The organism is Mesorhizobium sp. B2-6-4, from assembly GCF_006441495.1.
Taxonomy (GTDB): Bacteria; Pseudomonadota; Alphaproteobacteria; order Rhizobiales; family Rhizobiaceae; genus Mesorhizobium.
This window is the reverse complement of sequence record NZ_VFUE01000016.1, coordinates 68406-91338: the sequence shown is the minus strand read 5'-3', so window position 1 is coordinate 91338 and position 22933 is coordinate 68406. Positions and strand designations below refer to the sequence as shown.

Genomic DNA, 22933 nt, shown 5'->3' with positions numbered 1-22933 from the left:
GCGAGAGGCGAGTTGCCGCTAGCCTCCGCCGAGAATGTCGAGGATCGAGGTCTGCCGCTTCTTGAGCGGACCGCCGACGCTGCCCGGCGGCACCGGATGTCTGACCGACGCGGTGGTTCCGGAATCGCCCGGCATATCGAAACCGTCGGCGTCGACGGTCTGGGCCGGGCGGGGCGCGCGAACCGGCGCTGGCTGCGCCGCGACGGCAGCGGGCGCCGACTGGCCGACAGGCGCTTGCGGCTTCGGAGCCGGCTGCGTCGCATCGGCCGACGGGATTTCGTCCGGCACGATCCTATCGGCCGGCGTCGACTTCCAGGTACCAGGCAGCGGCCGCACGGGCACGCCCTCATGCGCGGCGACCATGAACTCGTGCCAGGCCTGCGCAGGCAGCGCGCCGCCGGTGACCTTCTTCATCGGGCTGCCGTCGTCATTGCCGAACCATACGCCGGTGGTGAGATTGGCGGTGTAGCCCACGAACCAGGCGTCGCGCGAATTCTGGCTGGTGCCGGTCTTGCCGGCCGACGGCCAGGTGAAGGCCGCCTTCCTGGCCGTGCCGATCTCCACCGTCCCGGTCATCATCGAGTTCATCATGCCGACGATCTCGGGCTTCACCACGCGCGGCGCGCTGCCGCTGCCGGCGTCGTACAGCACCTTGCCCTCGGCTGATGTCACGCGGCGGATGAAATGGATGTCCGGCTTGTAGCCGCCATTGGCGAAAGGCACATAGGCCGAGGTCAGCTCCAGCGGCGTCACTTCCGACGTGCCGAGCGCGATCGAGGTGTTGGCCTGCAAATCGGACTGGATGCCCATGCGATGCGCCGCCTCGACCACTGCGTCCGGCCCCACTTCCATGGTCAGCTGGGCCGCCACCGAGTTCAGCGACTTCGCCAAGGCGGTTGCCAGCGTCACCTTCCCGAAATACTTGCCGCCGTAATTGTCGGGTGTCCATTTGCCGATCTTGATCGGCGCATCGTTGCGCACGCTGTCGGGCGTGCGGCCGGCCTCGAGGGCGGCCATGTAGACGAACGGCTTGAACGCCGAACCGGGCTGCCGGCGCGCTTCCGAGGCGCGGTCGAACTGGCTGGTCGAATAATCGTAGCCGCCGACCATGGCACGCACCGCGCCCGAATCGTCGATCGACACCAGCGCGCCCTGGGTGACGTTGAGCTTCTTGCCGCTTTCGTCGATCAGCCGGCGGATCGATTGTTCCGCGAGCTTCTGCAGGTTCAGGTCGACGGTGGAATCGATGACGATGTCGCCGCGCACGTCGCCGATCAGATCGGGCAGTTCTTCCATGATGGTATCGGCGACGTAGTTTTCCGAGCCTGTCCAGTAGGACGGCGCGCGCGTTGCCGGCGCGCTCATCGCCGTGGTCAGCTCCTTGGCGCTGATCTTGCCTTCGTCGCGCATAGCGGCGAGCACCAGCTGCGCGCGGTCCTCGGCGGCCTTGGGATCGCGCGCCGGCGACAGTCGCGACGGCGCCTTCAGGAGACCGGCAAGCAGCGCCGCCTCCGACAAGGTGACGTCGCGCGCGCTCTTGCCGAAATAACGGCGCGAGGCCGCTTCGACGCCATAGGCGCCCGAGCCGAAATAGACCCGGTTGAGGTACATTTCGAGGATCTGGTCCTTGGTGTGCTTGTGCTCCAGCCACAGCGCCAGCAGCACCTCCTGCACCTTGCGCTCCAGCGTGCGGTCCGGCGTCAGGAACAGGTTCTTGGCCAGTTGCTGCGTCAGCGTCGAACCGCCTTGCGAGAAATGCCCGCCGGCGAGGTTGGCGACCATGGCGCGCGACAGGCCGATCGGATCGACGCCGAAATGCGAATAGAAGCGGCGGTCCTCGATGGCGATGACCGCCTCGGGGATGTAGGGCGACATTTCGTGCAGGCCGACCGCCTCGCCGCCGCTCATGCCGCGATTGGCGAGCAGCTGGCCGTCGGCGGAGACGATCTTGATGTTGGGCGCGCGATCGGGGATCGACCAGGTCGTGGCCGCCGGCATCTTGGCGCCGTAGTAGACGACGACTCCGGCCACCGCGATGCCGCCCCAGATGGCCAGCACGAAGCACCAGTAGACCAGCCGGCCGAGCACGCCGAACAGGCCGCGCCGGCTTCGGCCGCGCCTGGCACGCGACGACTTTGCCTTCGGCGATTTGCGTTTGGCGGAGGCTTTGCGGTTGCTGGGCACGACGCGGTCCTCCTCGCTCACCGAAAGACCTGTCTGGGATCTCGCTTGTGGCGGTCCCTCGAAACTGGGTTCGATCCGGCTGTCTCTGCGGTTCGCCATGCGCTGCGCTTGATATCCCGATGCCTATGGCGTTCGGGTTGCAGAGTAGATGCGGCGGTTTAAAGGCGGGTTAAGTCACCCGCTTCTGCGCAAAAGCCATATCAGGTGGCGAGAGCTCTCCCACCGCAGTGCCTGTCACATCTCACGCCTACATTCGGCGGACTTGTCGAACCACGACCCTCGGCATAGTTTTTTTCAGAGAGGCCCCCTGTACTACCCCTACGAAATAACTTCCGGCGCCAAAACATGTACAGGCGCTGTGTATTCCTTCGCGGTAACCCTCAGGCGATCTGAATAATCATAGATCTCGTCAAGCGTGTCGATCTTCACTTTATTCTCTTTTTCACCATCAAAGAGTCCCAAATATTTTATGGAGCGATTGAACCACAACCGCGCGAGTGGTTTACGATTGTTATTATCGATCAAGATGCCGCAATAGCTTTTCTGATCCCTCATCACTACACGGGCAGGCTTCAAGGTGTCTCGCACGATCGCTCTTATGATCATGAATCCCTCGCGCTCCTCCTCCGTTGTAACGACCTCCTCGGCCTCTTCTCCCTCGACGCCGATCTCGGAAACCTCCGTTTCCGCTAACGCCGTTGACAATCTTGACTGAACAGACTCCCTCACAATTTCACGAAACGCGGCCTTCACCATAGGTGTGAACTGTTCTTTCACCTGGCTCGTAAAGCGACCTTGGTAGAGTCCTCCCGTCACCATCCGAACAAAGTCCTCGGGAGGGTTCTCCATGACGTTCGCGATCTCTTTCTTGATTGCAGACGTGTATTTCAGCCTATGTGCCGACTGAAGAATCCCGTCGATATTGAATTCAGCTTTGGCGAATTTTTTCAGCTCGGTAACGAGTTGCCCCTGCATGTCGGACAAGTCGAAGGTGAGAAACGGTCGATCATCGAGGCGATTGGGCGCAACCAAATCGGTATGGAAATGGAACGTTCGACCGTTTGTGAGAATTGCAAATTTTGCGTTCGTCACTGAAAAGTAGCGATAGAGCTGAGCTAGATGGACCTTTTCAAGCGTCATAGATATAGGTTTGCATTCAATAAGTATCCGGATCTCTCCGTCTAACTTGATTGCATAGTCGACTTTTTCCCCTTTTTTCCCAACAGCATCTGCGCAAAATTCAGGGATTACCTCGTCCGGATTGAAAACATCATAATCGAGGGCAGATAAGAATGGCAGGATAATCGCCGTTTTGAGTGCTTCCTCCGTGAGCATTGCGCTCGAATGGGTTCTGATCCGGTCCGCCAGTACACGCAGTTTTTCTTCAACGCTCATTGTCCCCTCCCAAGTATTCAAGGAGGATCACGCAAAAATAATAAAGACGCAAGATGGCAGACGATCGAACTTCAGGCTGGCAGTCGCCACGGGCTCAGATTTTGCCATGCATTTTTTGAAGCCGAGGCCAGGAACAACTAGGGTGTTCCGGTGGCGCCCCCCGTGACAGCATGGCGAGGAACCGTTCAGTTCTGCTGGATCGAGATGCCCTTGTCGTCGATCTTGAGCTCCACGCCTTTCGGCTTGGTCTGTTCGCGGTAGACGTAGACGCCGAGCGCGATGACCACGACGACGAGCGCGCCAATGACGAGATAAAGCGTATTCTGTTTCATGGCGCGCTCCTCGGTGCCCGGCCTCAGGCTCGCTTCAGGACCCTGACCAGGATCAGCAGGATGATGGCGCCGATCGTGGCGTGGATGATCGAGGCGAGGATGCCGCCGCCGATGGACAAGCCGATCCGCGGGAACAGCCAGCCCGCGATGAACGCGCCGATGATGCCGACGATGATGTTGCCGATCAGGCCGAAGCCGAAACCGGAGACGATGAGACCGGCGAGCCAGCCGGCGATGGCACCGATGATGATGAAGACGAGCAGGCTTTCGACGCCCATGGCGATTTCCCTCCGAGCAAGAGGCGAGCGCGGAGCGGAAAGCCCCGAATCGGCCTCGATATCAACGGCTTCAGGCTATGCGAAAGCCGCCGCCCTCGCCAGCGGCCTGCTCATTGGTCGCCGTCGTCGCTCGCGGCGGGCCGCCAGCTCGTCGGCTCGACCTTCTTCTGCGTATCGCTGTCGATGTAGACCCACCAGCCGCCGTCCCGGTATTGCGCGATGGATTCGTTGAGCACGCCGTCGCCGTCCTTCCAGGTCACGGTGACCTTGGAGCCGTCGGTGGGCGCGGTCGATATGGGCTTCCTATCCGCCATGTCATCCCTCTTTTCGAGCCGACGGAACACGACGGCCGGCATCTGGTCCCGGACGGAACATCGGCGGCAGCGCCGCGACGCCGTCAGCTATGAGCGAAAATATCCTCTTCGTCCCAGCCCATGAGGTCAAGCTTGGCGCGTGTCGGCAGGAAGCGGAAACAGGCGTCGGCCTCTTTCGTGCGATCCTCGCGCGCCAGCCGCGCCGCCAGCACGTCGCGCAGCCGGTGCAGATAGAGCACGTCGGATGCGGCGTATTCGAGTTGTTCGGGCGACAGCGTTTCGGCCGCCCAGTCCGACGATTGCTGCGCCTTGGACAGGCCGACGCCCAGAAGCTCGAAGCAGATGTCTTTGAGACCATGCCGGTCGGTGTAGGTGCGGGTCAGCCGCGAGGCGATCTTGGTGCAGAATACCGGCTCGGGCATCACACCGAACGCATGGTAGAGCACGGCAAGGTCGAAGCGCCCATAGTGGAACAGCTTGGTCACGCTGTGGTTTCCCAAGAGCTTGACGAGGTTCGGCGCTTCCTTTTGGCCCGGCGCGATCTGGATGACGTCGGCGCTGCCGTCGCCGGGTGAAATCTGCACCACGCACAACCGGTCGCGATGCGGGTTCAGTCCCAGCGTTTCCGTATCGATGGCAACCGCCCCGACATTGTAGCGGGACAGGTCGGGCAGATCGTTTTTGTGGAAACGGATATCGCTCATCGTCTTCTCCGGGGTCGCGCTTTCGGCATCGCGCATCCATCGAGCGGACGCGCGCGCTCCAGCACGTTGCGCTGGCAACCCGTCCTTGCCGTGATCGGTGGAAAAATCAACATAAACTTGATTTTCCCGCCTTTCGTGAGTTCCCGGCTCAGCGCGTCAGCGCGTCCAGAATGCGTGCCCAGGAGCGCTGGCCCTTGTGGAACGAACTCAACTCATACTTTTCGTTGGGCGAGTGGATGCGGTCGTCGTCGAGGCCGAAACCGACCAGCAGCGATTCCATGCCGAGATAGGTCTGGAAATCGCCGACCACGGGGATCGAGCCGCCGCTGCCGATCGTCACCGCCGGCTTCGGCCATTCGTCCGACAGCGCCGTCTTGGCCTTGGCCAGGAACGGCGAGTCGTAGGAAAGCTGGATCGCCGGCGAGCCACCATGCGGGTGGAACTCCACCGAACAGTCGGCCGGAATGCGCTCCCTGACGAATTGCTGGAAGGCGGCGCGGATCTTCTTGGGATCCTGCTTGTGGACGAGGCGGAAAGATACTTTCGCCGAGGCCTGCGCCGCAATCACTGTTTTGAAGCCCTTGCCGGTATAGCCGCCGGTGATGCCGTTGAACTCGGCCGTCGGCCGTGCCCAGGTGAGTTCCAGCAGCGAGCGGCCCTTTTCGCCCGACGGGATCGAAAGGCCGACGGGGCCAAGGAACGTCTCGGCCGTTTCGCCCAGCGTTTCCCATGATTTCAGGATCTGCGACGGCGTTTCCTCGACGCCGTCATAGAAGCCCGGGATGGTGATATGGCCGTCCTTGTCGTGAATGTCGGCCAGCACCTTGGCCAGGATGCGGATCGGGTTGGCAGCGGCGCCGCCATAGAGACCCGAATGCAGGTCGCGGTCGGCGGCCTTCACGATGATCTCCTCGCCAACCAGCCCGCGCAGCCCCACGCAGATCGACGGCGTGTCGCGGTCCCACATGCTGGTATCGCAGACCAGCGCGAAATCGGCCTTGAGTTCATCGGCATTGGCCTCGAGGAAGGGCTTCAGCGACGGCGAGCCCGACTCCTCCTCTCCCTCGAACAGGATAGTAATGCGGCACGGCAGATTGCCATGCACCTGCTTCCAGGCCCGGCAAGCCTCGACGAAGGTCATCAACTGACCCTTGTCGTCGGCCGAGCCGCGCCCGGTGATCACCTTGTGGCCGGGCTCGATCTCCTTGACCGCCGGCGCGAACGGGTCGTTTTCCCAAAGCTCGATCGGATCGACCGGCTGTACGTCATAGTGGCCATAGAACAGCACATGCGGTGAACCGGCCGGCCCATCATGATGCGCAACCACCATCGGGTGGCCGGGCGTGTCGCGGACGCTGGCGTCGAAGCCGATCACCTTGAGTTCTTCCACCAGCCATTCGGCCGCCTTGCGGCAATCGGCGGCATAGGCCGGATCGGTGGAGATCGACCTGATCCGGAGCAGACCGAACAGGCGCTCCAGGCTCTGGTCGAGATTCTTGTCGAGACGGTCGAGAACGGGGGAAATTGACATTGGCGAGCCTTTCGATTCAGTGCCGGAACCGTAAAGGCAGAGCGGGCAAACGAAAAGCCCGCGAGCATTGGACCACGGGCTCAAGCGTTATTCGAAACAAAAAAGACCGCCGTGGTGGAGGGGGAACCACGGCGGCCCTTCTACTCGAAACGATGCGGCAGCCCGGAGAGGGGGGATAGGCTGCCGCAGGTGTCCGGGATAGGCGGGGGACGGGCCTTGCTCCGGACGTCGGCGAAAATTGCCGATGACATTTATCTGTGTCCTCGAACGTGGCGATTCAAGGGCACGAATATTACACTTTTGTAACATGGCCGTGAGCTGCCGTTCGACAGGCGGGACCAAGCCCTCCCGCGGGCGAAAATAATGCCATTTCAGCTCTTTCCAACCAACCCGTCGCCTGCCTGTCAGGGTGTTGCTGGAAGCGGTGCCTTTGGCATGGACCAAGCCGCCGCGCCGCGCTATCCCTGCCGGCATGAAAAAAGGCGATCATCTCTTTCTTGTCGACGGCTCCGGCTACATCTTCCGTGCCTATCATGCGCTGCCGCCGCTGACCCGCAAGTCCGACGGCCTGCCGGTCGGCGCCGTGTCCGGCTTCTGCAACATGTTGTGGAAGCTGATGCAGGATGCCCGCAACACCGATGTCGGCATCGTGCCGACGCATTTCGCCGTCATTTTCGACTATTCGTCGAAAACCTTCCGCAACGATCTCTATCCCGAATACAAGGCCAACCGTTCGGCGCCGCCGGAAGACCTGATCCCGCAATTCGGCCTCATCCGCCAGGCGACCAGGGCGTTCAACCTGCCCTGTCTCGAGATGGAAGGGTTCGAGGCCGACGACCTCATCGCGACCTATTGCCGGCTGGCCTGCGAGGCCGGCGGCGACACCACCATCATCTCCTCCGACAAGGACCTGATGCAGTTGGTCGGCCCGACGGTGAGCATGTACGATCCGATGAAGGATCGCCAGATCGGCATTCCCGAGGTCATCGAGAAATGGGGCGTGCCGCCGGAGAAGATGATCGACCTGCAGGCATTGACCGGCGATTCCGTCGACAATGTTCCCGGCGTGCCGGGCATCGGACCGAAGACTGCGGCGCAATTGCTCGAACAGTTCGGTGACCTAGACGGACTGCTTGAGCGCGCCGGCGAGATCAAGCAGGAGAAACGACGCGAATCCATCATCGCCAATGCCGACAAGGCGCGCATCTCGCGCCAGCTGGTGACGTTGAAGAACGATGTGCCGGTGGCCGAGGGGCTGGACGAATTCGTCCTGCACGCGCCGGACGGGCCGAAGCTGATCGGCTTCCTCAAGACCATGGAATTCTCTTCGCTGACCCGCCGCGTGGCGGAAACCACGGGAACCGAGGCAAGCGACGTCCAGGCGATCGCTGTGACGGTCGAACGCGCCGACTCCGCGCATGGGCCGGATGTCGGCGCCGGCGCGCCGGTCGCGCCCAGCGCCGAGGCGAAGCAGGACGGCGAGACGGCCCTAGCCGCAGCCGGCGGCACCAAGGAGGGCAACACCCCCTCGCTTCTGTCGGCGCTTCGCCTGGAGGCCGCCACCGCCCGCAAGATCGACATTTCGGCCTATCAGTGCATCCGCGACGTCGCCAGCCTGAAGGCCTGGGTCGCCGAGGCGCTGGAGACCGGCATCGTCGCCTTCGATACCCGCGCGACGTCGCCCGATCCGATGCAGGCCGAACTGATCGGCTTGTCGCTGGCGACGGCGCCAGGTCGCGCCGCCTATGTGCCGTTCGCCCACAGGAGCGGAAATGGCGACCTGCTCGGCGGTGGTCCGATCGACAACCAGATCCCGCTGCGCGAGGCGCTGGCCGTGCTGAAACCGCTGCTCGAGGACAAGTCTGTCCTCAAGATCGCGCAGAACCTGAAATACGATCTCGTCATCATGAGCCGCTACGGTATCGACGTCGGCCCTTTCGACGACACCATGCTGATCTCCTACGTGCTCGATGCCGGCACCTCGCATGGCCACGGCATGGACGCGCTTGCCGAGAAATGGCTGGGCCACAGTCCGCTTCAGCTCAAGGACGTGACCGGCTCCGGAAAAAATTCGGTCGGCTTCGACCAGGTCGATGTCGACAAGGCGACCGCCCACGCGGCCGAGGACGCCGATGTGACGCTCAGGCTCTGGCTGGTGCTGAAGCCGCGGCTCGCCGCCAAGGGCCTGGTGTCGGTCTATGAGCGGCTGGAACGGCCGCTGGTGCCGGTGCTGGCGCGCATGGAACAGCGCGGCATCTCGGTCGACCGGCAGATCCTGTCGCGGCTGTCGGGCGAACTGGCCCAGGGCGCAGCCCGGCTCGAGGAAGAAATCTACCAGCTCGTCGGCGAGCGCATCAACATCGGCTCGCCCAAGCAGCTCGGCGATATCCTGTTCGGCCGCATGGGTCTGCCCGGCGGCTCCAAGACCAAGACCGGCCAATGGTCGACCTCGGCGCAGCTTCTGGAAGACCTCGCCGCCGAAGGCCACGAACTGCCGCGCAAGATCGTCGACTGGCGCCAGCTGACCAAGCTGAAATCGACCTACACCGATGCGCTGCCCGGCTTCGTCAACCCGGACACCAAGCGCGTCCACACCTCTTACGCGCTCGCCGCGACGACGACGGGGCGGCTGTCATCCTCCGACCCGAACCTGCAGAACATCCCGGTGCGCACCGCCGAGGGGCGCAGGATCAGAACGGCCTTCATCGCCGACAAGGGCAACCGCCTGGTTTCGGCCGACTACAGCCAGATCGAATTGCGCGTGCTCGCCCATGTCGCCGAGATCCCGCAATTGCGGCAGGCCTTCGCCGACGGCGCCGACATCCACGCCATCACGGCCTCGGAAATGTTCAACGTGCCCGTGGAGGGCATGCCTTCGGAAGTGCGCCGCCGCGCCAAGGCGATCAATTTCGGCATCATCTACGGCATCTCGGCTTTCGGCCTTGCCAACCAGCTGTCGATCCCGCGCGAGGAGGCCAGCAACTACATCAAAAAATATTTCGAGCGCTTCCCCGGCATCCGCGACTATATCGAAGAGACCAAGGCCTATGCCCGCGAGCACGGTTTCGTCGAAACCATCTTCGGCCGCCGCATCCACTACCCCGAGATCCGGTCTTCCAATCCCTCGATCCGCGCCTTCAACGAGCGCGCCTCGATCAACGCGCGCCTGCAAGGCACCGCCGCCGACATCATCCGCCGCGCCATGGTGCGCATGGACGAGGCGCTGGAGAAGGCCAGGCTTTCGGCCCGCATGCTCTTGCAGGTGCATGACGAGCTGATCTTCGAGACGATCGAGGCGGAAGTGGAGGCGACGATCCCCGTCGTGCGCCATGTCATGGAGAACGCGGCCATGCCGGCGGTGTCGATGTCGGTGCCGCTGCATGTGGACGCTCGAGCGGCGAACAATTGGGACGAGGCGCACTAGCGCCAGGCCGGCATCACCTGAATATCGATACACCTTAGACTAGGCAGCTTGCGCCCGGCACTTGGCACAGGTCCCGCGGAACTCGATCACCGCCTTCTTGGCGGCAAAGCCGGTGGAGCGCACCCATTCGTCCAGCCGGTGACCGACATCATGGTCGGACATTTCGCTCACCTGGCCACATGTGTCGCAGATGGCGAAAGCGGTCATGGAATGGCTGTGATCGTGCGGTTCGACGCAGGCGACGAAGGAATTGAGGCTTTCCAGCCGATGCACGAAGCCGGACTTCACCAGCGTGTCGAGCGCGCGATAGACCTGCAGCGGCGCGCGGAAACCCCGCTCGCGCAGCTGGTCAAGCAAGGTGTAGGCGCTGAGCGGCCCGCTGGCGGCCTCGAGTTTCTCGAGCACGCACAGCTGGTTCTTCGTCAGCACATCCCTTGCCGCCATGATCCTGTTTCCGACCTGCCTTGTGTCACATACGGGCCGTTTCCATATGCAAACGGCCCGTCCCATTCAGATAGCGACGAACCGCTGTCTTTGCTACTCCTCTGTTGAAACGCGCTGGCGCGGCATTCCGCGAATGACAACGGCGGGAGGGCTCCCACCGTTGTCGTTTGCCGGCTCCGATGCCTACTTCCTCGGCGGGCCGTTGCGCTCGGCCGAGGCTGCCCACAGATTGATGTCGGACTCGCGCGCGTAATTGTCGATCTCGGCAAGCTCGGCGTCGCTGAAGTCGGGCGCCTCCAGCGCGCCGACACAGTCCTCCACCTGCTCCGGCCGGCTGGCGCCGATCAGCGCCGATGTCACCTTGCCCTTGCGCAGCACCCACGCCAGCGCCATCTGCGCCAGCGTCTGGCCACGGCGGCCCGCGATCGCGTTCAACGCCTGTATGTTGGCGATGGTGTTGTCGTTGATGAAGGCCGGCCGCAGCGACTTGCCCTGGGAGGCACGGCTGCCCTCGGGGATGCCGCCGAGATATTTGTCGGTCAGCATGCCCTGTGCCAGCGGCGAGAATACGATCGAGCCGACGCCCAGCCCATCAAGCGTATCGAGCAGGCCATCGTCCTCGACCCAGCGGTTCAGCATCGAATAACTCGGCTGATGGATTACGCAAGGCGTGCCGAGCCGCTTCAGTATATCGGCCGCCTCGCGCGTGCGCTGCGAATTGTAGGATGAGATGCCGACATAGAGTGCCTTGCCCGCGCGCACCGCATGGTCGAGCGCGCCCATCGTTTCCTCCAGCGGCGTATCCGGATCGAAGCGGTGCGAATAGAAGATGTCGACATAGTCGAGCCCCATCCGCTTCAGGCTCTGGTCGAGGCTGGCCAGCAAATATTTGCGTCCGCCCCATTGGCCGTAGGGCCCCGCCCACATCTCGTAGCCGGCCTTGGTCGAGATGATGAGTTCGTCGCGGTAGGCGGCGAAGTCGGTGCGCAGCATCTCACCGAACGCAATTTCGGCCGAGCCGGGCGGCGGCCCGTAATTGTTGGCGAGGTCGAAATGCGTGATGCCGAGGTCGAAGGCCTTGCGCACGATCGCCTGCTTGGTCCTGTGCGGCGTGTCGTTGCCGAAATTGTGCCACAGCCCCAGCGAGATCGCCGGCAGCTTCAGGCCGGACCGCCCGCAGCGGTTATAGACCATTTTTTCATAGCGGTTTTCGGCGGCGACATAGGGCATGGGGAAAATCCTCGAAGCTGGATGGACTGGGCACTGTCATCGCGAACGCGACGCGCAGGCCCTGCGCCCCAACCCTTACCCTCTCCCCGCGAAAACGGGGAGAGGGTTCATCAAAATTATCGATAATCCGCGATCTAGTTCTTCTTCGCCATCAGCGCCTTGGCTTCCTTGATGCCGAGCGCGGCTGGACGTTCGCAGGTGGTCTGCATGGCGACGAACTTGCCGGTTTCGCCCGAGCGCAGGATTCCCGTCATGACGTCGACGGCGTGCAGCGCCAGCTCCATCGAGCAGCGGTGCGGCCTGCCCTCGGAGATCGCAATCGCCATGTCGGCGAGGCCGGCGGTGCGATAATTGGCCATCATGCCCTGCGAATGCATCTCATTGGGCACGCCGAACGGATGCTGCCATTTCGGCAGCTTCTTGACCGGCTTGGCCGCTTCGGTGAAGCGCACGTCGCCGCCGAAGAAGTTCGGATCCGGTACGAACACGCTTCCCATCTCGCCATAGAGCTCCATCGGCGCATGGCCATGGCTCCAGACGTCCCAGCTGGTGTTGAGCGTGATCACGGCTCCGTTCTCGAACTCCAGCAGGCCGTGGATGGTTGTCGGCGTGTTGACCGGGATCCTTTCGCCCGCGCGCGGCTTCGAACTGATCGTGCGTTCCTTGGCCGGGGTTGTGGCGAAGGCCGCCACCTGCTTCACCGGTCCGATCAGCTGGATCAGATTGGTGATGTAATACGGCCCGATGTCGAGCACCGGGCCGGCGCCCGGCTGGAAGAAGAAGTCCGGATTGGGGTGCCAGTGCTCCATGCCGTGCCCCATGACATGGCAAGTGCCGCTGGTGATCCTGCCGAGCTTGCCGGTATCGATCAGGTTGCGCACCAACTGATGCGCGCCGCCGAAGAAGGTGTCGGGTGCCGAGCCGATGCGAAGTCCCTTCTTCTCCGCCCGCTTCTTCAAGTCGAGCCCCTCCTTGACCGAAAGCACGAAGGGCTTTTCCGAATAGACATGCTTGCCCGCGTCGAGCACCTGTTTCGACACTTCGTAGTGCACGGCCGGAATGGTCAGGTTGACGATGATCTCGATGTCGTCGGCCTTGAGCAGGTCCTCGACCGTCTCGGCGCGCAGCTTGAACTCCTTCGCCCGCGCTTTCGCGGCGTCCATGTTGATATCGGCGCAGGCCCGCATCTTGATGCCGCGAAACAGCGGCGCCAGCGAGAAATATGCCTTCGAGATGTTGCCGCAGCCGATGACGCCGACGCCAAGTTTGTTTGCCATGATGATTGTTCCTAGTAGGCCTTTACGGTTGCAATCGAACGGCGGGCGAAGCGCTCGATGTCGTTGGGATTGTCCTGTTCCATGACGAAATATTTGGCCGCGCTCTTGGCCCGCAGCGCCTTGATCAGGCCGGCCCAGTCGATCGTGCCGTGACCGACATCCGACCAGCCGTCCTCGTCCAGCCCCTCGCCCGGCCTTGCCATGTCCTTGACGTGGACGGCAACGATGCGCTTGCCGTGCTGTTCGATCCAGGGCAGCGGATCGGCGCCGCCGCGCACCACCCAGGCGACATCCATCTCCCAGCCGATGTCGGGCGCGGAAGCCAGGATGTGAGCCTGTGGCAGCGAGCCGTCGGCGAGCTTCTTGAACTCGAAATCATGATTGTGCCAGGCAAAGCCGTAGCCGGCCTTCTTCGCCGTCTCGCCGACCTTGGCCAGGCGCTCGCCGAAGCCGCGCCAGCCGGCAGCGTCCGAAGGCCTGGACTCAGGCATGAGAAAGGGGCAGATCAAAAGCTTGATGCCGAGCGCTTCAGCTATCCTGCGCACGCCGTCGAAATCCTTCTCCAGCGCATCGATGGAGAAATGCCCGGTCGGCATGGCAAGGCCGTTTTTGTCGAGTTGAGCGCGGAAGGCCTTGGGATCGTCATAGACCCCGCCGAAGCCTTCGACCTCTGTGTAGCCGAGCTTGCCGAGCATCTCGAGCACGCCTTCCCAGGGCTGAAAATTGCGTGCGCTGTAAAGTTGGAATGACCAGTTCATCGTCTTTGTCCGTTCTGCTTGGGGGATGGTTATCGGGCTTTAGATGCGGCTGCCGGTTTGGGCATCGAAGAGCGAGGCGCGCATCGGGTCGAAGCCCACCGTCACCGCCTCATCGTTTTTGGGCGTCCGTTCCGAGGTGACCCGGACGCTGAAATTCTGCTTTGCAAGCTTCAGCCACACCAGCGTGTCGGACCCCATCGGTTCGACCACCTCGACATTGGCCGCCGTCGAGAATGGCCAGCCCGTGCCGCTGTTCAGGCTGACATGCTCGGGCCTGATGCCGAACACGGCAGGGCCGGCGTCCGGTTGCTTGTCGAATTGATAGGTGCCGAGTGGAACCTTGAGATTGTCGGCCACGAAAAACCAGTTGCCAGCGTCTTTCTCGAGCCTGCCGTCAATGAAGTTCATCGCCGGCGAACCGAGGAAGCCGGCGACGAAGCGGTTGACCGGTTTGTTATAGATGGTCTGCGGCGCGTCGAGTTGTTGGATGACGCCGCCGCGCATGACCGCGATACGGTCGGCCAGCGTCATCGCCTCGATCTGGTCATGCGTGACGTAGATCATGGTGTTCTGCAATTTGCGGTGCAAAAGCTTGATCTCGACGCGCAGTTCGGAGCGCAGCTTGGCGTCCAGGTTCGACAGCGGCTCGTCGAACAGGAACACGTCGACGTCGCGCACCAGCGCGCGCCCGATCGCCACGCGTTGGCGCTGGCCGCCGGAGAGCGCCGCGGGCTTGCGCTGCAACAACGGCTCGATCTGCAGGATCTCGGCGGCGCGCGCTATGCGCTTCGCGATCTCGTCCTTGGGCACGCCCGCGACGCGCAGCCCGAAGGATAAGTTCTTCTCCACCGTCATCTGCGGATAGAGTGCGTAGGACTGGAACACCATGCCGATGCCGCGGTCCTTGGGCTCTTCCCAGGTGACGTTCTTGCCCTTGATGAAGATGCGGCCGTCCGAAATGTCGAGCAGTCCGGCGATGCAGTTGAGCAAGGTCGACTTGCCGCAGCCCGAGGGTCCGAGCAGCACTATGAACTCGCCCTCGGCGACGTCGAGGTTGAGCGTCTGCAGCACCGAGACCAAGCCGAAGTTCAGCGACAGGTCCTGGATCGAAACGCTGGTGCCGTTTGCCGCCATCGACATCACCCTTTCACCGCGCCGGCGGCAATGCCGCGCACGAACAATTTGCCGGAAATGAAGTAGACGACCAGCGGCACCAGCCCGGTCAGGATGGTGGCGGCCATATTGACGTTGTATTCCTTCACCCCCTGCACCGAGTTGACGATGTTGTTGAGCTGAACCGTCATCGGATAGGTGTCGGGGCGCGTATAGACGACGCCGAACAGGAAGTCGTTCCAGATGCCGGTCACCTGCAGGATGACGGCGACGACGAAGATCGGCAGCGACATCGGCAACATGATGCGCAGGTAAATGCCCCAGAAGCCGGCGCCGTCGACGCGCGCAGCCCTGAACAGTTCCTCCGGCATGGAGGTGAAATAGTTGCGGAACAAGAGCGTCAGGATTGGCATGCCGAAAATGGAATGCACGATCACCAGGCCGCTCAGGCTGCCATAGAGGCCGATCTCGCGCAGGATGATGACGATCGGATAGATCATCACCTGATAGGGGATGAAGGCCCCGACGATCAGGATGACGAAGAACGTGTCGGCGCCCTTGAAGCGCCAGTTGGCGAGCGCGTAGCCGTTCACCGAGGCGATTGCGATCGACAGGATCACCGAGGGGACGGTGATGCGCACCGAGTTCCAGAAGCCGCGAGAGAGACCGTCGCAGTTGAGACCGGTGCAGGCCTGCGACCATGCCTTGACCCACGGCTCGAACGTGATCTCGACCGGCGGCGAGAAGATGTTGCCGAGACGAATTTCCGGCATGCCCTTGAGCGAGGTGACAACCATCACATAGAGCGGCAGCAGGTAATAGAGCGCCACCACGATGAGCGTGCCGTACAGGAAGATGTTGCGGCGCGAGAACATGTGCCGGGGCTTCGGTCCGCTCGGCCCCGAGGCATCGGCGCGAATGGCGGCGGGGGACGCGGCCAGGGAGACGGCATGATCAGACACGCTTGCGGCCCCCGAATTCGAGATAGGCCCACGGCACGATGACGATCATCACCGACAAGAGCATCATGGTCGAGGCGGCAAAACCCTGGCCGAGGTTCTGGGCGAAGAACATGTAGTCGTAGACATATTTGGCTGGCACTTCAGAGGAAATGCCGGGACCGCCGCTGGTCTGCGCGACGACGAGGTCGTAGACCTTGACGATGCCCGACGCGATGATCACCAGCGTGGTTATGAAGACCGGCCGCATCATCGGGATGATGATGAAGAGATAGGTCTTCCAGGTGGGGATGCCGTCCACCCGCGCGGCCTTCCAGATGTCCTCGTCGATGCCGCGCAGGCCGGCCAGCATCAGGCACATGATCAGCCCGGTGCCTTGCCACAGCGCGGCGATCAATATGCCGTAGATGACGATGCTCGAATTGTAGAGCGGATCGAAATTGAAGCTTGTCCAGCCGAGGTCGCGAACCACTCCCTGAATGCCAAAATCGGGATTGAGCAGCCATTGCCAGACGAGGCCGGTGACGATGAAGGAAAGCGCGAAGGGATAGAGAAAGATGGTGCGGAACGTGTCCTCGAAACGGATCTTCTGGTCGAGCAGGGCCGCAAGCAGGAAGCCGATTACCAGCGAGAAGACGAGCGACAGCACGCCGTAGATCAAGAGATTCTCGATCGAGACGAGCCAGCGCGGCGTCGCCCACAGCCGGTAGTACTGGTCGAGCCCGACGAAATGCAGCCGCGGCAGAAGCTTCGAATTGGTGAAGGAATAAAGCACCGTCCAGGCCGTGCCGCCGACAAACACCACCAGCGCGGTGAGGATCATCGGGATCGAGGCGACCTTCGCATTGAGATTGCGGAAGAGTTGGCTCGGGCGTTCGCTCTTGCTCATCGGTGCAGCCATGCTGGATCGGGTAAGGGCGGCAAGGTCGGCACGCCTCGCTCCCGGCCCTGCGGTGGCCGGGTCGGGAGCGAGACGGCTCGTCGGCGGTCAATCGGCCGAGGCGATGATGTCGGCGAAGCGCTTCTGCGCCTCTTCAAGCGTCATGTCGGGCTTGGCGAAGAACTCCGAGAACAGGTCCTCCTTCTGCTTCTGGCTGTCCTGCGAGAGCAGTTGGTCCGTCCAGGGCATGACAGCGCCCTTGGCCAGGATGTCGAGGCCCTTCTTCATGCAATCGTTGGCCGCGTTGAGGTCGACGTCGCCGCGCACCGGCAGCGAGCCTTTCTTGAGATTGAAGGCGACCTGGGTCTTGGGATCGAGCAAGGTCTCGGCCAGCACTTCCTGCGCCTTGGACTTGTCGGGGTCCTTGAGCAGCGGGAAGTAGAAGGCGTCGCCGCCGGTGGCGATGACCTCGTTCAGGCCAAGCCCGGGAAGGCAGGTATAGTCCTTGCCGGCGGTCTTGCCGGCGACCTGGAATTCGCCTTGCGCCCAGTCGCCCATGATCTGGCCGCCGGCCTTGCCGGTGATGACCATGTTGGTGGCCTGGTTCCAGTCCTGGACATTGGTGTTCTTGGCCATCTTGCGCGCATCGTCGGCCGCCTTGAAGACCTTGGCGACTTCGGGACCGGCGGCGAACGTCGCATCCTTGTCCTTGTAGACCTTGAGAAAGGTGTCGGTGCCGCCCACTGCGGCGAGCAGCACGTCGAAGGCGCCCGACGCCTGCCAGGCCTGCCCGCCGACCGCGAGCGGGACGATTCCGGCCTTTTCCAGCGCCGGGGCGGCGGCGACATATTCGTTCCAGTTCTTCGGCACCGGCACGCCCGCCTTCTCGAAGGCCGCGTTCGACAGCCACAGCCACTGCCAGGAGTGAATGTTGACCGGCACGCAATAGATCTTGCCGTCGATGGTGCAACCGTCGAGCAGGCTCTTCGGCCGCACGACCTCGGTCCACTTGCCCTTGGTGGCGACATCGGTGAGATCGCGCATCAGGCCTGCCTGCACCAGCTCTTCCGCTTGCCGGCCGTGGTTGAACTGGGTGGCGCCCATCGGGTCGCCGCCGGTAATGCGGCTGATCATGATCGGCCGCGCCGTGCCGCCGGACCCGGCGATGGCGCCGTCGACCCAGTGGTTGCCGGTTGCGTCGAAGGCTTTGGCGAGTTCGGCGACCGCCGCCGCCTCGCCGCCGGACGTCCACCAATGGGTGACTTCCAGATCGGTTGCGGCCGCCGGCCCGGCAAAATTCAACGCCACCGTCGCCGCAAGCGCGGCGGTCAGGAATTTGTATCGCATTTCGGTTTCCTCCCAGAATCTGAAACGTTACAGATTTTCGATACGGCAATTGTAAGACATGCGCAACCCTTCCCTTGAAAGTCAGCTTGATATTTTTCGAGCTGCGAACAAAATCCTTTCGCGGCGGTACCCATTGTGCAGCGCAATACGCAAAAATCACACATGACAAGGCAGAACGCTCGCAAGAAGCTTGCTCCCAATGCCTTTCTCGCTGATTCCCAATGCTTTTCGACGGCGAGCCCGTGCGGGCTTTCGACCTCGGCCACGGCCTGGTCGCACACCGGTCGTGACAAGCTGTAACGTTTCAGTATAGGCTTGTTCAGCGCAGGAGACGCGCCATGGGAGCGACGGCGGCGATTGCCGGCCTGGCCGGCGGCTGCTAAGCGCCTGACGGGGCGGGACGAATGGACAGACGGCGCACGGACAGCGATGACGAGACGTCGGCCAGGGAGCGGCCGACGCTGAAGACGCTTGCCTTCATGACCGGGCTCGGCGTCACCACCGTGTCGCGGGCGCTGAAGGACGCGCCGGAGATCGGCGCCGAGACCAGGCGCCGCGTCCAGCTCGTGGCCAAGCAGATTGGTTACCGGCCGAACCGCGCCGGCGTGCGCCTGCGAACCGGCAAGACCAACGTCATCAGCCTCGTGCTCAACACCGAGCACGAGATCATGAGCTTTGTCTCGGACATCATCTACGGCGTCACCGAAGTCATCGCCGATACGCCCTACCATCTGATCGTCACGCCCTACTCGCGCTCGCAGGATCCGCTGGATCCGGTGCGTTATCTGGTGGAGACCGGCTCCGCCGATGGCGTCATCATTTCGCGCACCCAGCCCAACGATCCAAGGGCCCGCTACATGCTGGAGCGCGGCATACCCTTTGCAACGCACGGCCGCACCGATATGGGGCTCGTGCACCCCTATCATGATTTCGACAATTACGCCTTCGCGGCCGAGGCGGTGCGCCATCTGGCCGGCTTGGGCCGGCGTCGGCTGGCCCTGGTGACGCCGCCGGTCGGCCTGACCTATCACGGCCACACCGTGAACGGCTTTGCCGACGCGCTGAGCGAAGTCGGCGCCTCGGAGGTGCCGTTCAACACCGTTTCGATCGACCACTCGATCGAGCAGATCAGGATGAGGACCGCGCAGCTGATGCGGCGCGACATCAGGCCGGACGGCATCGTCAGCAGCGCCGCGGCCGCCACGCTTGCCATTGTTGCCGGCATCGAGGACGCCGGGTTGAAACTCGGCCGCGACATCGACGTGGTGTCGAAGCAGTCGTCGGAACTGCTGCATCTGTTCCGCCGGGAACTGCTGATCGTCAACGAGAACTTCCGGCTGGCCGGCTCCGAGCTCGCCCGCGCCGTGCTCGGCTGGATCGGCGGCGCGGCGCCCGGCTCGCTGCAGTCGCTCAGCGCGCCGGGCGAAGTTGTGGCCTATCGCGGCTGATTGAAGCCCCGCCGCCAGAGCAATTCCCGCGTAGCTTTCCTAAGGCATTGCCCAAAAAACAAAGAGATAGAGCGGTACGCCGTTCCGCGAAACGCTGAACCGCTAGCCGGCGGCGCCGCTCCCCCAGGGTCCATGGAAGGCGCCCTTGTCATCGATACGCTCGAAGCCATGCGCACCGAAGAAATCACGCTGTGCCTGGATCAGGTTCGAGGTCCCGCGGCCCTGGCGATAGCTGTCGAAATAGGCAAGGGCCGAAGACAGCGCCGGCACCGGCGATCCGGCTTCGGAAGCCCTGGCCACGACGCGCCGCAGTGACGGATGCGCCTCCTGCATCATGGTGATGAAGGCCGGCGCCATCAGGAGATTGGTCGAAGCGCCGCCGCGGCCGAAGGCTTCGGCCATGGTGTCGAGCATCTGCGATCGGATGATGCAGCCGGCACGCCAGATCTTGGCGATGGTCGGCATCGGCAGGTTCCAGTTGAACGCCTTCGAAGCGCCGCTCATCACGGCGAAGCCTTGCGCGTAGGCTGATATCTTGCCGGCGAACAGCGCCAGTTCCAGATCCTTGAGCAGGTCTGCCTTGTCGCCCGAAATCCTGGTGACGCCGATGTTGCCATAGGCTTTTTCCGCCGCAAGCCGCTCGTCCTTGATCGATGACAGGACGCGTGCCGCCACCGCCGCCTCGATGGCGGTCGCCGGAATGCCGAGTTGCTGTGCCTCGATAACCGACCATTTGCCGGTGCCCTTCTGGCCGGCGCGGTCGAGGATGATGTCGACCACCGGCTTGCCGGTCTTGGGATCATCTGACGCCAGCACCTTGGCGGTGATCTCGATCAGGTAGGAGTTGAGCCGGCCCTTGTTCCAGCCGGCGAATACGGCGCCGATCTCCTTCGGCGCCATGCCCAGGCCGTCGCGCAGGATGCCGTAGATCTCGCCGATCATCTGCATGTCGGCATATTCGATGCCGTTGTGGATGGTCTTGACGAAATGGCCGGCGCCGTCGGTGCCGAGCCAGGCCGCGCATGGCTCGTCCTTGAACTTGGCGGAGATTGCCGTCAGTACCTTCTCGACGCGCTTCCAGGACTCCTCGGTGCCGCCGACCATGATCGACGGCCCGTGGCGCGCACCCTCCTCGCCGCCGGACACGCCCATGCCGATGAAGGTGAGGCCGGAGCCCGCCAGCTCGGAAAAGCGCCGCATCGTGTCGCGGAAATTGGCGTTGCCGGCATCGATGACGATGTCGTCATGGGACAGCACGCCGCGCAATGCGGCGATCTGTTCATCGACCGGCTTGCCGGCCAGCACCATGATGATGATCGGACGCGGCGGCCGGATCGCGGCGGCGAGTTCTTCCAGGCTGTAGCAGGGGACAACCATATCCCTGAGCGCGCCGGCATTCTCGACAAAGGCATCCGTACGCGCCTTGGTGCGATTGAAAACGGCGATGCGGTGCCCGTGCTCGGCGATGTTGAGCGCCAGGTTGGAGCCCATCGTGCCAAGGCCGATCAGGCCGATTTCGGCTTTTTCCATGTTTCTTCCCTGCTTTCGGATCTTGTTTGTTCGAGCCCGCGATTGCCCGGGTTTTTGCCAAGATGCATCCTGCCAGGATGATTGACGGGCCTTCAGGCTCGCGTCAACCGCCTCGCCGAATTGTGTTGGAGAGCCATCACGGCCTGATGTCTACCGGCGCCTCGATCTTCACCATCTCGAAATCGGAGACCAGTATGTCGATGCGCGCCATCCACCGGCCAGGGACCGGGATGACGAGATCGTCGACACGCCAGCTGCCGTCGCCGGGCTTTGTCGCGGCCCGCTTCAGCGGCTCGATGCCGGAGTCCGGCTTCGACAGCACCAGCGTCACCTCCTTGGCGTCGAGCGGCCCGAAATCGCCGGTCATGATGATCATCGAGGCGGCGACCGGCCCGGCATGGCCGGGCGTGATGCTGAGGTCGGCCATCGCCTTCAGCGCGTGGATATGAACCGACACCGGCTGCGCCGCGGCAATCGCCAGCGCCCGTGGCGGCGGCGTGAAGCGCCAGCCGGCGGCAACACCGAAGATGGCGAGTACGATCAGTATTTCGACGCCGATCGAACGGGTGAGCCTGCGCCGCACTTCCGTCGCCCCCGCCTCGGCCATTGCCGTCAATCTCCAGCGGTTGACGGCGGCGAGCGTGAACAGGAAGACCAGCAGCGCAAGCTTGACCAGCAGCAGCCGGCCATAGGCGGTGTTGACCAGCGCTGCGGGTGTTTGCACCTGGATGACGGCCAGCACCACGCCCGCGGCGGCGAGCAAGGCCACCACCGGCATGATAGCGGCGGAGAACCGGCGAAGGAACGTGACGGCTTCGGCATCCTGCCGTTTTAGCGCGAGTCCGAGCGGCGCCAGCGCACCGGCCCAGAAGGCAATGCCGGCGCCGTGCAGGAACACCATCGGCCGCGTCAGCCATTGTGGCTCGGCGGCACTTGCGTGGCCGCTGGCGGCGAGCGCGAGGCCCGTTCCGGCCAGGCCGACGAGCGCGAGGGGCCTGGCGGCCGCGCGCGGTCCGGCCAGCGACAAAAGGCCGAGCCCCAGCGCGATCAACGCGATCAACACCGTCCAGCCGAAGCTGGTGCCGAGACCGGCGGTCCAGATGGCCGGCTGCGCCATATGCGAGAGCGGTGCGCCGAGCGCATCCAGCCCTTGAAAGCCAAGCGACATGGGTGCCGCGACCAGCCCGCACAGGATTGCGGCGGCAACGAAGCGCTGTCCGGCGCGGCCACCCCGCGCCAGCCAGGCGAGAGCGAAGGCGCCGCCGACGCCGAGGAACAGGCCGATATAGAGGCAGACCTTGCCGATCCAGATCGCCGAGCGCAATTGCCAGTCGACGGCTTCGGAAACAGCCGGCGGCTGGCTCGCCGCGCCGATGGAAAACAGCAGAGAGCCGCCGACCGGATGACCGTCGGCGGAAATCACTCGCCAGCTCAGCACATGCGTGCCCGATCCAAGTGCCTGCGGATCGTCGATCACGACGGTCTGGTCGCTGAGGCGGAAGGACGTCAGCGGAACGGGCGTGCCGTCGGGCTTCACCAGCGTCAGCACCAGTGGCGAGACCGGTTCGCTGAAAGTCAGCGCGAATTGCGCCGGGGCCTGCGCCAACACGGCGCCGTCGGCCGGATCGGTCTTGATCAGCGCGGCGTGGGCGAAAGCCTGATTTGTCGCCGCCATGGCAATCAGCAGCACGGCCACGACCAGCAGCCCAGCAGAAACCCGGCCGATGAGCTTGCCGGCCGCGCGAACCGTCCTGAAAGGGAATATCACCGTCATGTCATTGCCAT

At 63.3% G+C, this 22933-nt stretch carries 19 protein-coding genes; 2 read left to right on the top strand and 17 right to left on the bottom strand.

Translation table 11 applies throughout. The features are described 5' to 3' along the window. Window positions 1-18: 18 nt before the first annotated feature. From FJ426_RS21975 to FJ426_RS21945, 7 genes are all read right to left on the bottom strand, one after another. Complete coding sequence (locus FJ426_RS21975) at window positions 19-2283, bottom strand: transglycosylase domain-containing protein (RefSeq protein ID WP_140825524.1); 2265 nt, start codon at window positions 2281-2283, stop codon at window positions 19-21. Between the two features lie 219 nt (window positions 2284-2502). Next, the gene (locus tag FJ426_RS21970) at window positions 2503-3579 is read right to left on the bottom strand and encodes a type I restriction enzyme HsdR N-terminal domain-containing protein (RefSeq protein WP_140825523.1); all 1077 of its coding nucleotides are present in this window, start codon (window positions 3577-3579) and stop codon (window positions 2503-2505) included. 185 nt (window positions 3580-3764) lie between these two features. After that, window positions 3765-3911, bottom strand: coding sequence for a hypothetical protein (locus FJ426_RS21965; protein ID WP_140500260.1), 147 nt, complete (start codon window positions 3909-3911; stop codon window positions 3765-3767). Between the two features lie 23 nt (window positions 3912-3934). Continuing rightward, window positions 3935-4189, bottom strand: coding sequence for a GlsB/YeaQ/YmgE family stress response membrane protein (locus FJ426_RS21960; RefSeq protein ID WP_140500262.1), 255 nt, complete (start codon window positions 4187-4189; stop codon window positions 3935-3937). A gap of 110 nt (window positions 4190-4299) precedes the next feature. Beyond that, entirely contained in the window at window positions 4300-4503 is a 204-nt protein-coding gene (locus FJ426_RS21955) for a hypothetical protein (RefSeq protein ID WP_140657278.1), read from the bottom strand. An 83-nt stretch (window positions 4504-4586) separates the two neighbouring features. Then, window positions 4587-5207 (bottom strand): ribonuclease D, encoded by a 621-nt coding sequence (locus FJ426_RS21950; protein WP_140500266.1) that lies wholly within the window; start codon window positions 5205-5207, stop codon window positions 4587-4589. Between the two features lie 148 nt (window positions 5208-5355). Then, the gene (locus tag FJ426_RS21945; RefSeq protein ID WP_140500268.1) at window positions 5356-6738 is read right to left on the bottom strand and encodes a M20/M25/M40 family metallo-hydrolase; all 1383 of its coding nucleotides are present in this window, start codon (window positions 6736-6738) and stop codon (window positions 5356-5358) included. 472 nt (window positions 6739-7210) lie between these two features. On the opposite strand from FJ426_RS21945, the gene polA reads away from it, so the two are divergent. After that, window positions 7211-10162 carry a DNA polymerase I gene (gene polA / locus FJ426_RS21940; RefSeq protein ID WP_181176984.1) on the top strand — a complete coding sequence of 984 codons (2952 nt, stop codon included), beginning with the start codon at window positions 7211-7213 and terminating at the stop codon, window positions 10160-10162. A gap of 39 nt (window positions 10163-10201) precedes the next feature. On the opposite strand, the gene FJ426_RS21935 is transcribed toward polA, so the two are convergent. The 8 genes from FJ426_RS21935 to FJ426_RS21900 form a co-directional block, all read right to left on the bottom strand. Further along, window positions 10202-10606 carry a Fur family transcriptional regulator gene (locus FJ426_RS21935; protein ID WP_140500273.1) on the bottom strand — a complete coding sequence of 135 codons (405 nt, stop codon included), beginning with the start codon at window positions 10604-10606 and terminating at the stop codon, window positions 10202-10204. 183 nt (window positions 10607-10789) lie between these two features. After that, the gene (mgrA, locus tag FJ426_RS21930; protein WP_140560237.1) at window positions 10790-11836 is read right to left on the bottom strand and encodes an L-glyceraldehyde 3-phosphate reductase; all 1047 of its coding nucleotides are present in this window, start codon (window positions 11834-11836) and stop codon (window positions 10790-10792) included. A gap of 134 nt (window positions 11837-11970) precedes the next feature. Next, window positions 11971-13113, bottom strand: a complete 1143-nt coding sequence (locus tag FJ426_RS21925) for a Gfo/Idh/MocA family oxidoreductase (RefSeq protein WP_140560236.1) — start codon at window positions 13111-13113, stop codon at window positions 11971-11973. 11 nt (window positions 13114-13124) lie between these two features. Next, complete coding sequence (locus FJ426_RS21920) at window positions 13125-13871, bottom strand: sugar phosphate isomerase/epimerase (RefSeq protein ID WP_140560235.1); 747 nt, start codon at window positions 13869-13871, stop codon at window positions 13125-13127. Between the two features lie 39 nt (window positions 13872-13910). Continuing rightward, window positions 13911-15011, bottom strand: a complete 1101-nt coding sequence (gene ugpC, locus FJ426_RS21915; RefSeq protein ID WP_181172749.1) for a sn-glycerol-3-phosphate ABC transporter ATP-binding protein UgpC — start codon at window positions 15009-15011, stop codon at window positions 13911-13913. Further along, the gene (locus FJ426_RS21910) at window positions 15011-15904 is read right to left on the bottom strand and encodes a carbohydrate ABC transporter permease (RefSeq protein ID WP_224618053.1); all 894 of its coding nucleotides are present in this window, start codon (window positions 15902-15904) and stop codon (window positions 15011-15013) included. The genes ugpC and FJ426_RS21910 overlap by 1 nt, the downstream gene beginning before the upstream one ends. A 34-nt stretch (window positions 15905-15938) precedes the next feature. Beyond that, window positions 15939-16832 (bottom strand): sugar ABC transporter permease, encoded by an 894-nt coding sequence (locus FJ426_RS21905; protein ID WP_140500283.1) that lies wholly within the window; start codon window positions 16830-16832, stop codon window positions 15939-15941. A 99-nt stretch (window positions 16833-16931) separates the two neighbouring features. Continuing rightward, window positions 16932-18170 carry an ABC transporter substrate-binding protein gene (locus tag FJ426_RS21900; RefSeq protein ID WP_140500285.1) on the bottom strand — a complete coding sequence of 413 codons (1239 nt, stop codon included), beginning with the start codon at window positions 18168-18170 and terminating at the stop codon, window positions 16932-16934. A 404-nt stretch (window positions 18171-18574) separates the two neighbouring features. On the opposite strand from FJ426_RS21900, the gene FJ426_RS21895 reads away from it, so the two are divergent. After that, window positions 18575-19618, top strand: a complete 1044-nt coding sequence (locus tag FJ426_RS21895; protein WP_140500287.1) for a LacI family transcriptional regulator — start codon at window positions 18575-18577, stop codon at window positions 19616-19618. Window positions 19619-19720: 102 nt separating this feature from the next. Here the strand turns inward: FJ426_RS21895 and gndA are convergent, their stop codons facing one another. Continuing rightward, window positions 19721-21169, bottom strand: coding sequence for an NADP-dependent phosphogluconate dehydrogenase (gndA, locus tag FJ426_RS21890; RefSeq protein WP_281405498.1), 1449 nt, complete (start codon window positions 21167-21169; stop codon window positions 19721-19723). A 115-nt stretch (window positions 21170-21284) separates the two neighbouring features. Continuing rightward, a complete protein-coding gene (locus FJ426_RS21885; RefSeq protein ID WP_140560234.1) occupies window positions 21285-22922 on the bottom strand; it encodes a copper resistance CopC/CopD family protein in 1638 nt (545 codons plus the stop codon). Window positions 22923-22933: the final 11 nt, after the last annotated feature.

Excerpts from the sequence above, each read along its gene's own strand:
- mgrA (WP_140560237.1), bottom strand. The coding sequence starts at position 11,836 with ATGCCCTATGTCGCCGCCGAAAACCGCTATGAAAAAATGGTCTATAAC.
- FJ426_RS21905 (WP_140500283.1), bottom strand. The coding sequence starts at position 16,832 with ATGAGCAAGAGCGAACGCCCGAGCCAACTCTTCCGCAATCTCAATGCG.
- FJ426_RS21945 (WP_140500268.1), bottom strand. The coding sequence starts at position 6,738 with ATGTCAATTTCCCCCGTTCTCGACCGTCTCGACAAGAATCTCGACCAG.
- FJ426_RS21900 (WP_140500285.1), bottom strand. The coding sequence starts at position 18,170 with ATGCGATACAAATTCCTGACCGCCGCGCTTGCGGCGACGGTGGCGTTG.
- FJ426_RS21950 (WP_140500266.1), bottom strand. The coding sequence starts at position 5,207 with ATGAGCGATATCCGTTTCCACAAAAACGATCTGCCCGACCTGTCCCGC.
- FJ426_RS21935 (WP_140500273.1), bottom strand. The coding sequence starts at position 10,606 with ATGGCGGCAAGGGATGTGCTGACGAAGAACCAGCTGTGCGTGCTCGAG.
- FJ426_RS21960 (WP_140500262.1), bottom strand. The coding sequence starts at position 4,189 with ATGGGCGTCGAAAGCCTGCTCGTCTTCATCATCATCGGTGCCATCGCC.
- FJ426_RS21965 (WP_140500260.1), bottom strand. The coding sequence starts at position 3,911 with ATGAAACAGAATACGCTTTATCTCGTCATTGGCGCGCTCGTCGTCGTG.
- FJ426_RS21925 (WP_140560236.1), bottom strand. The coding sequence starts at position 13,113 with ATGGCAAACAAACTTGGCGTCGGCGTCATCGGCTGCGGCAACATCTCG.
- polA (WP_181176984.1), top strand. The coding sequence starts at position 7,211 with ATGAAAAAAGGCGATCATCTCTTTCTTGTCGACGGCTCCGGCTACATC.
- FJ426_RS21970 (WP_140825523.1), bottom strand. The coding sequence starts at position 3,579 with ATGAGCGTTGAAGAAAAACTGCGTGTACTGGCGGACCGGATCAGAACC.
- FJ426_RS21975 (WP_140825524.1), bottom strand. The coding sequence starts at position 2,283 with ATGGCGAACCGCAGAGACAGCCGGATCGAACCCAGTTTCGAGGGACCG.
- FJ426_RS21895 (WP_140500287.1), top strand. The coding sequence starts at position 18,575 with ATGGACAGACGGCGCACGGACAGCGATGACGAGACGTCGGCCAGGGAG.
- ugpC (WP_181172749.1), bottom strand. The coding sequence starts at position 15,011 with ATGTCGATGGCGGCAAACGGCACCAGCGTTTCGATCCAGGACCTGTCG.
- FJ426_RS21955 (WP_140657278.1), bottom strand. The coding sequence starts at position 4,503 with ATGGCGGATAGGAAGCCCATATCGACCGCGCCCACCGACGGCTCCAAG.
- FJ426_RS21885 (WP_140560234.1), bottom strand. The coding sequence starts at position 22,922 with ATGACGGTGATATTCCCTTTCAGGACGGTTCGCGCGGCCGGCAAGCTC.
- FJ426_RS21920 (WP_140560235.1), bottom strand. The coding sequence starts at position 13,871 with ATGAACTGGTCATTCCAACTTTACAGCGCACGCAATTTTCAGCCCTGG.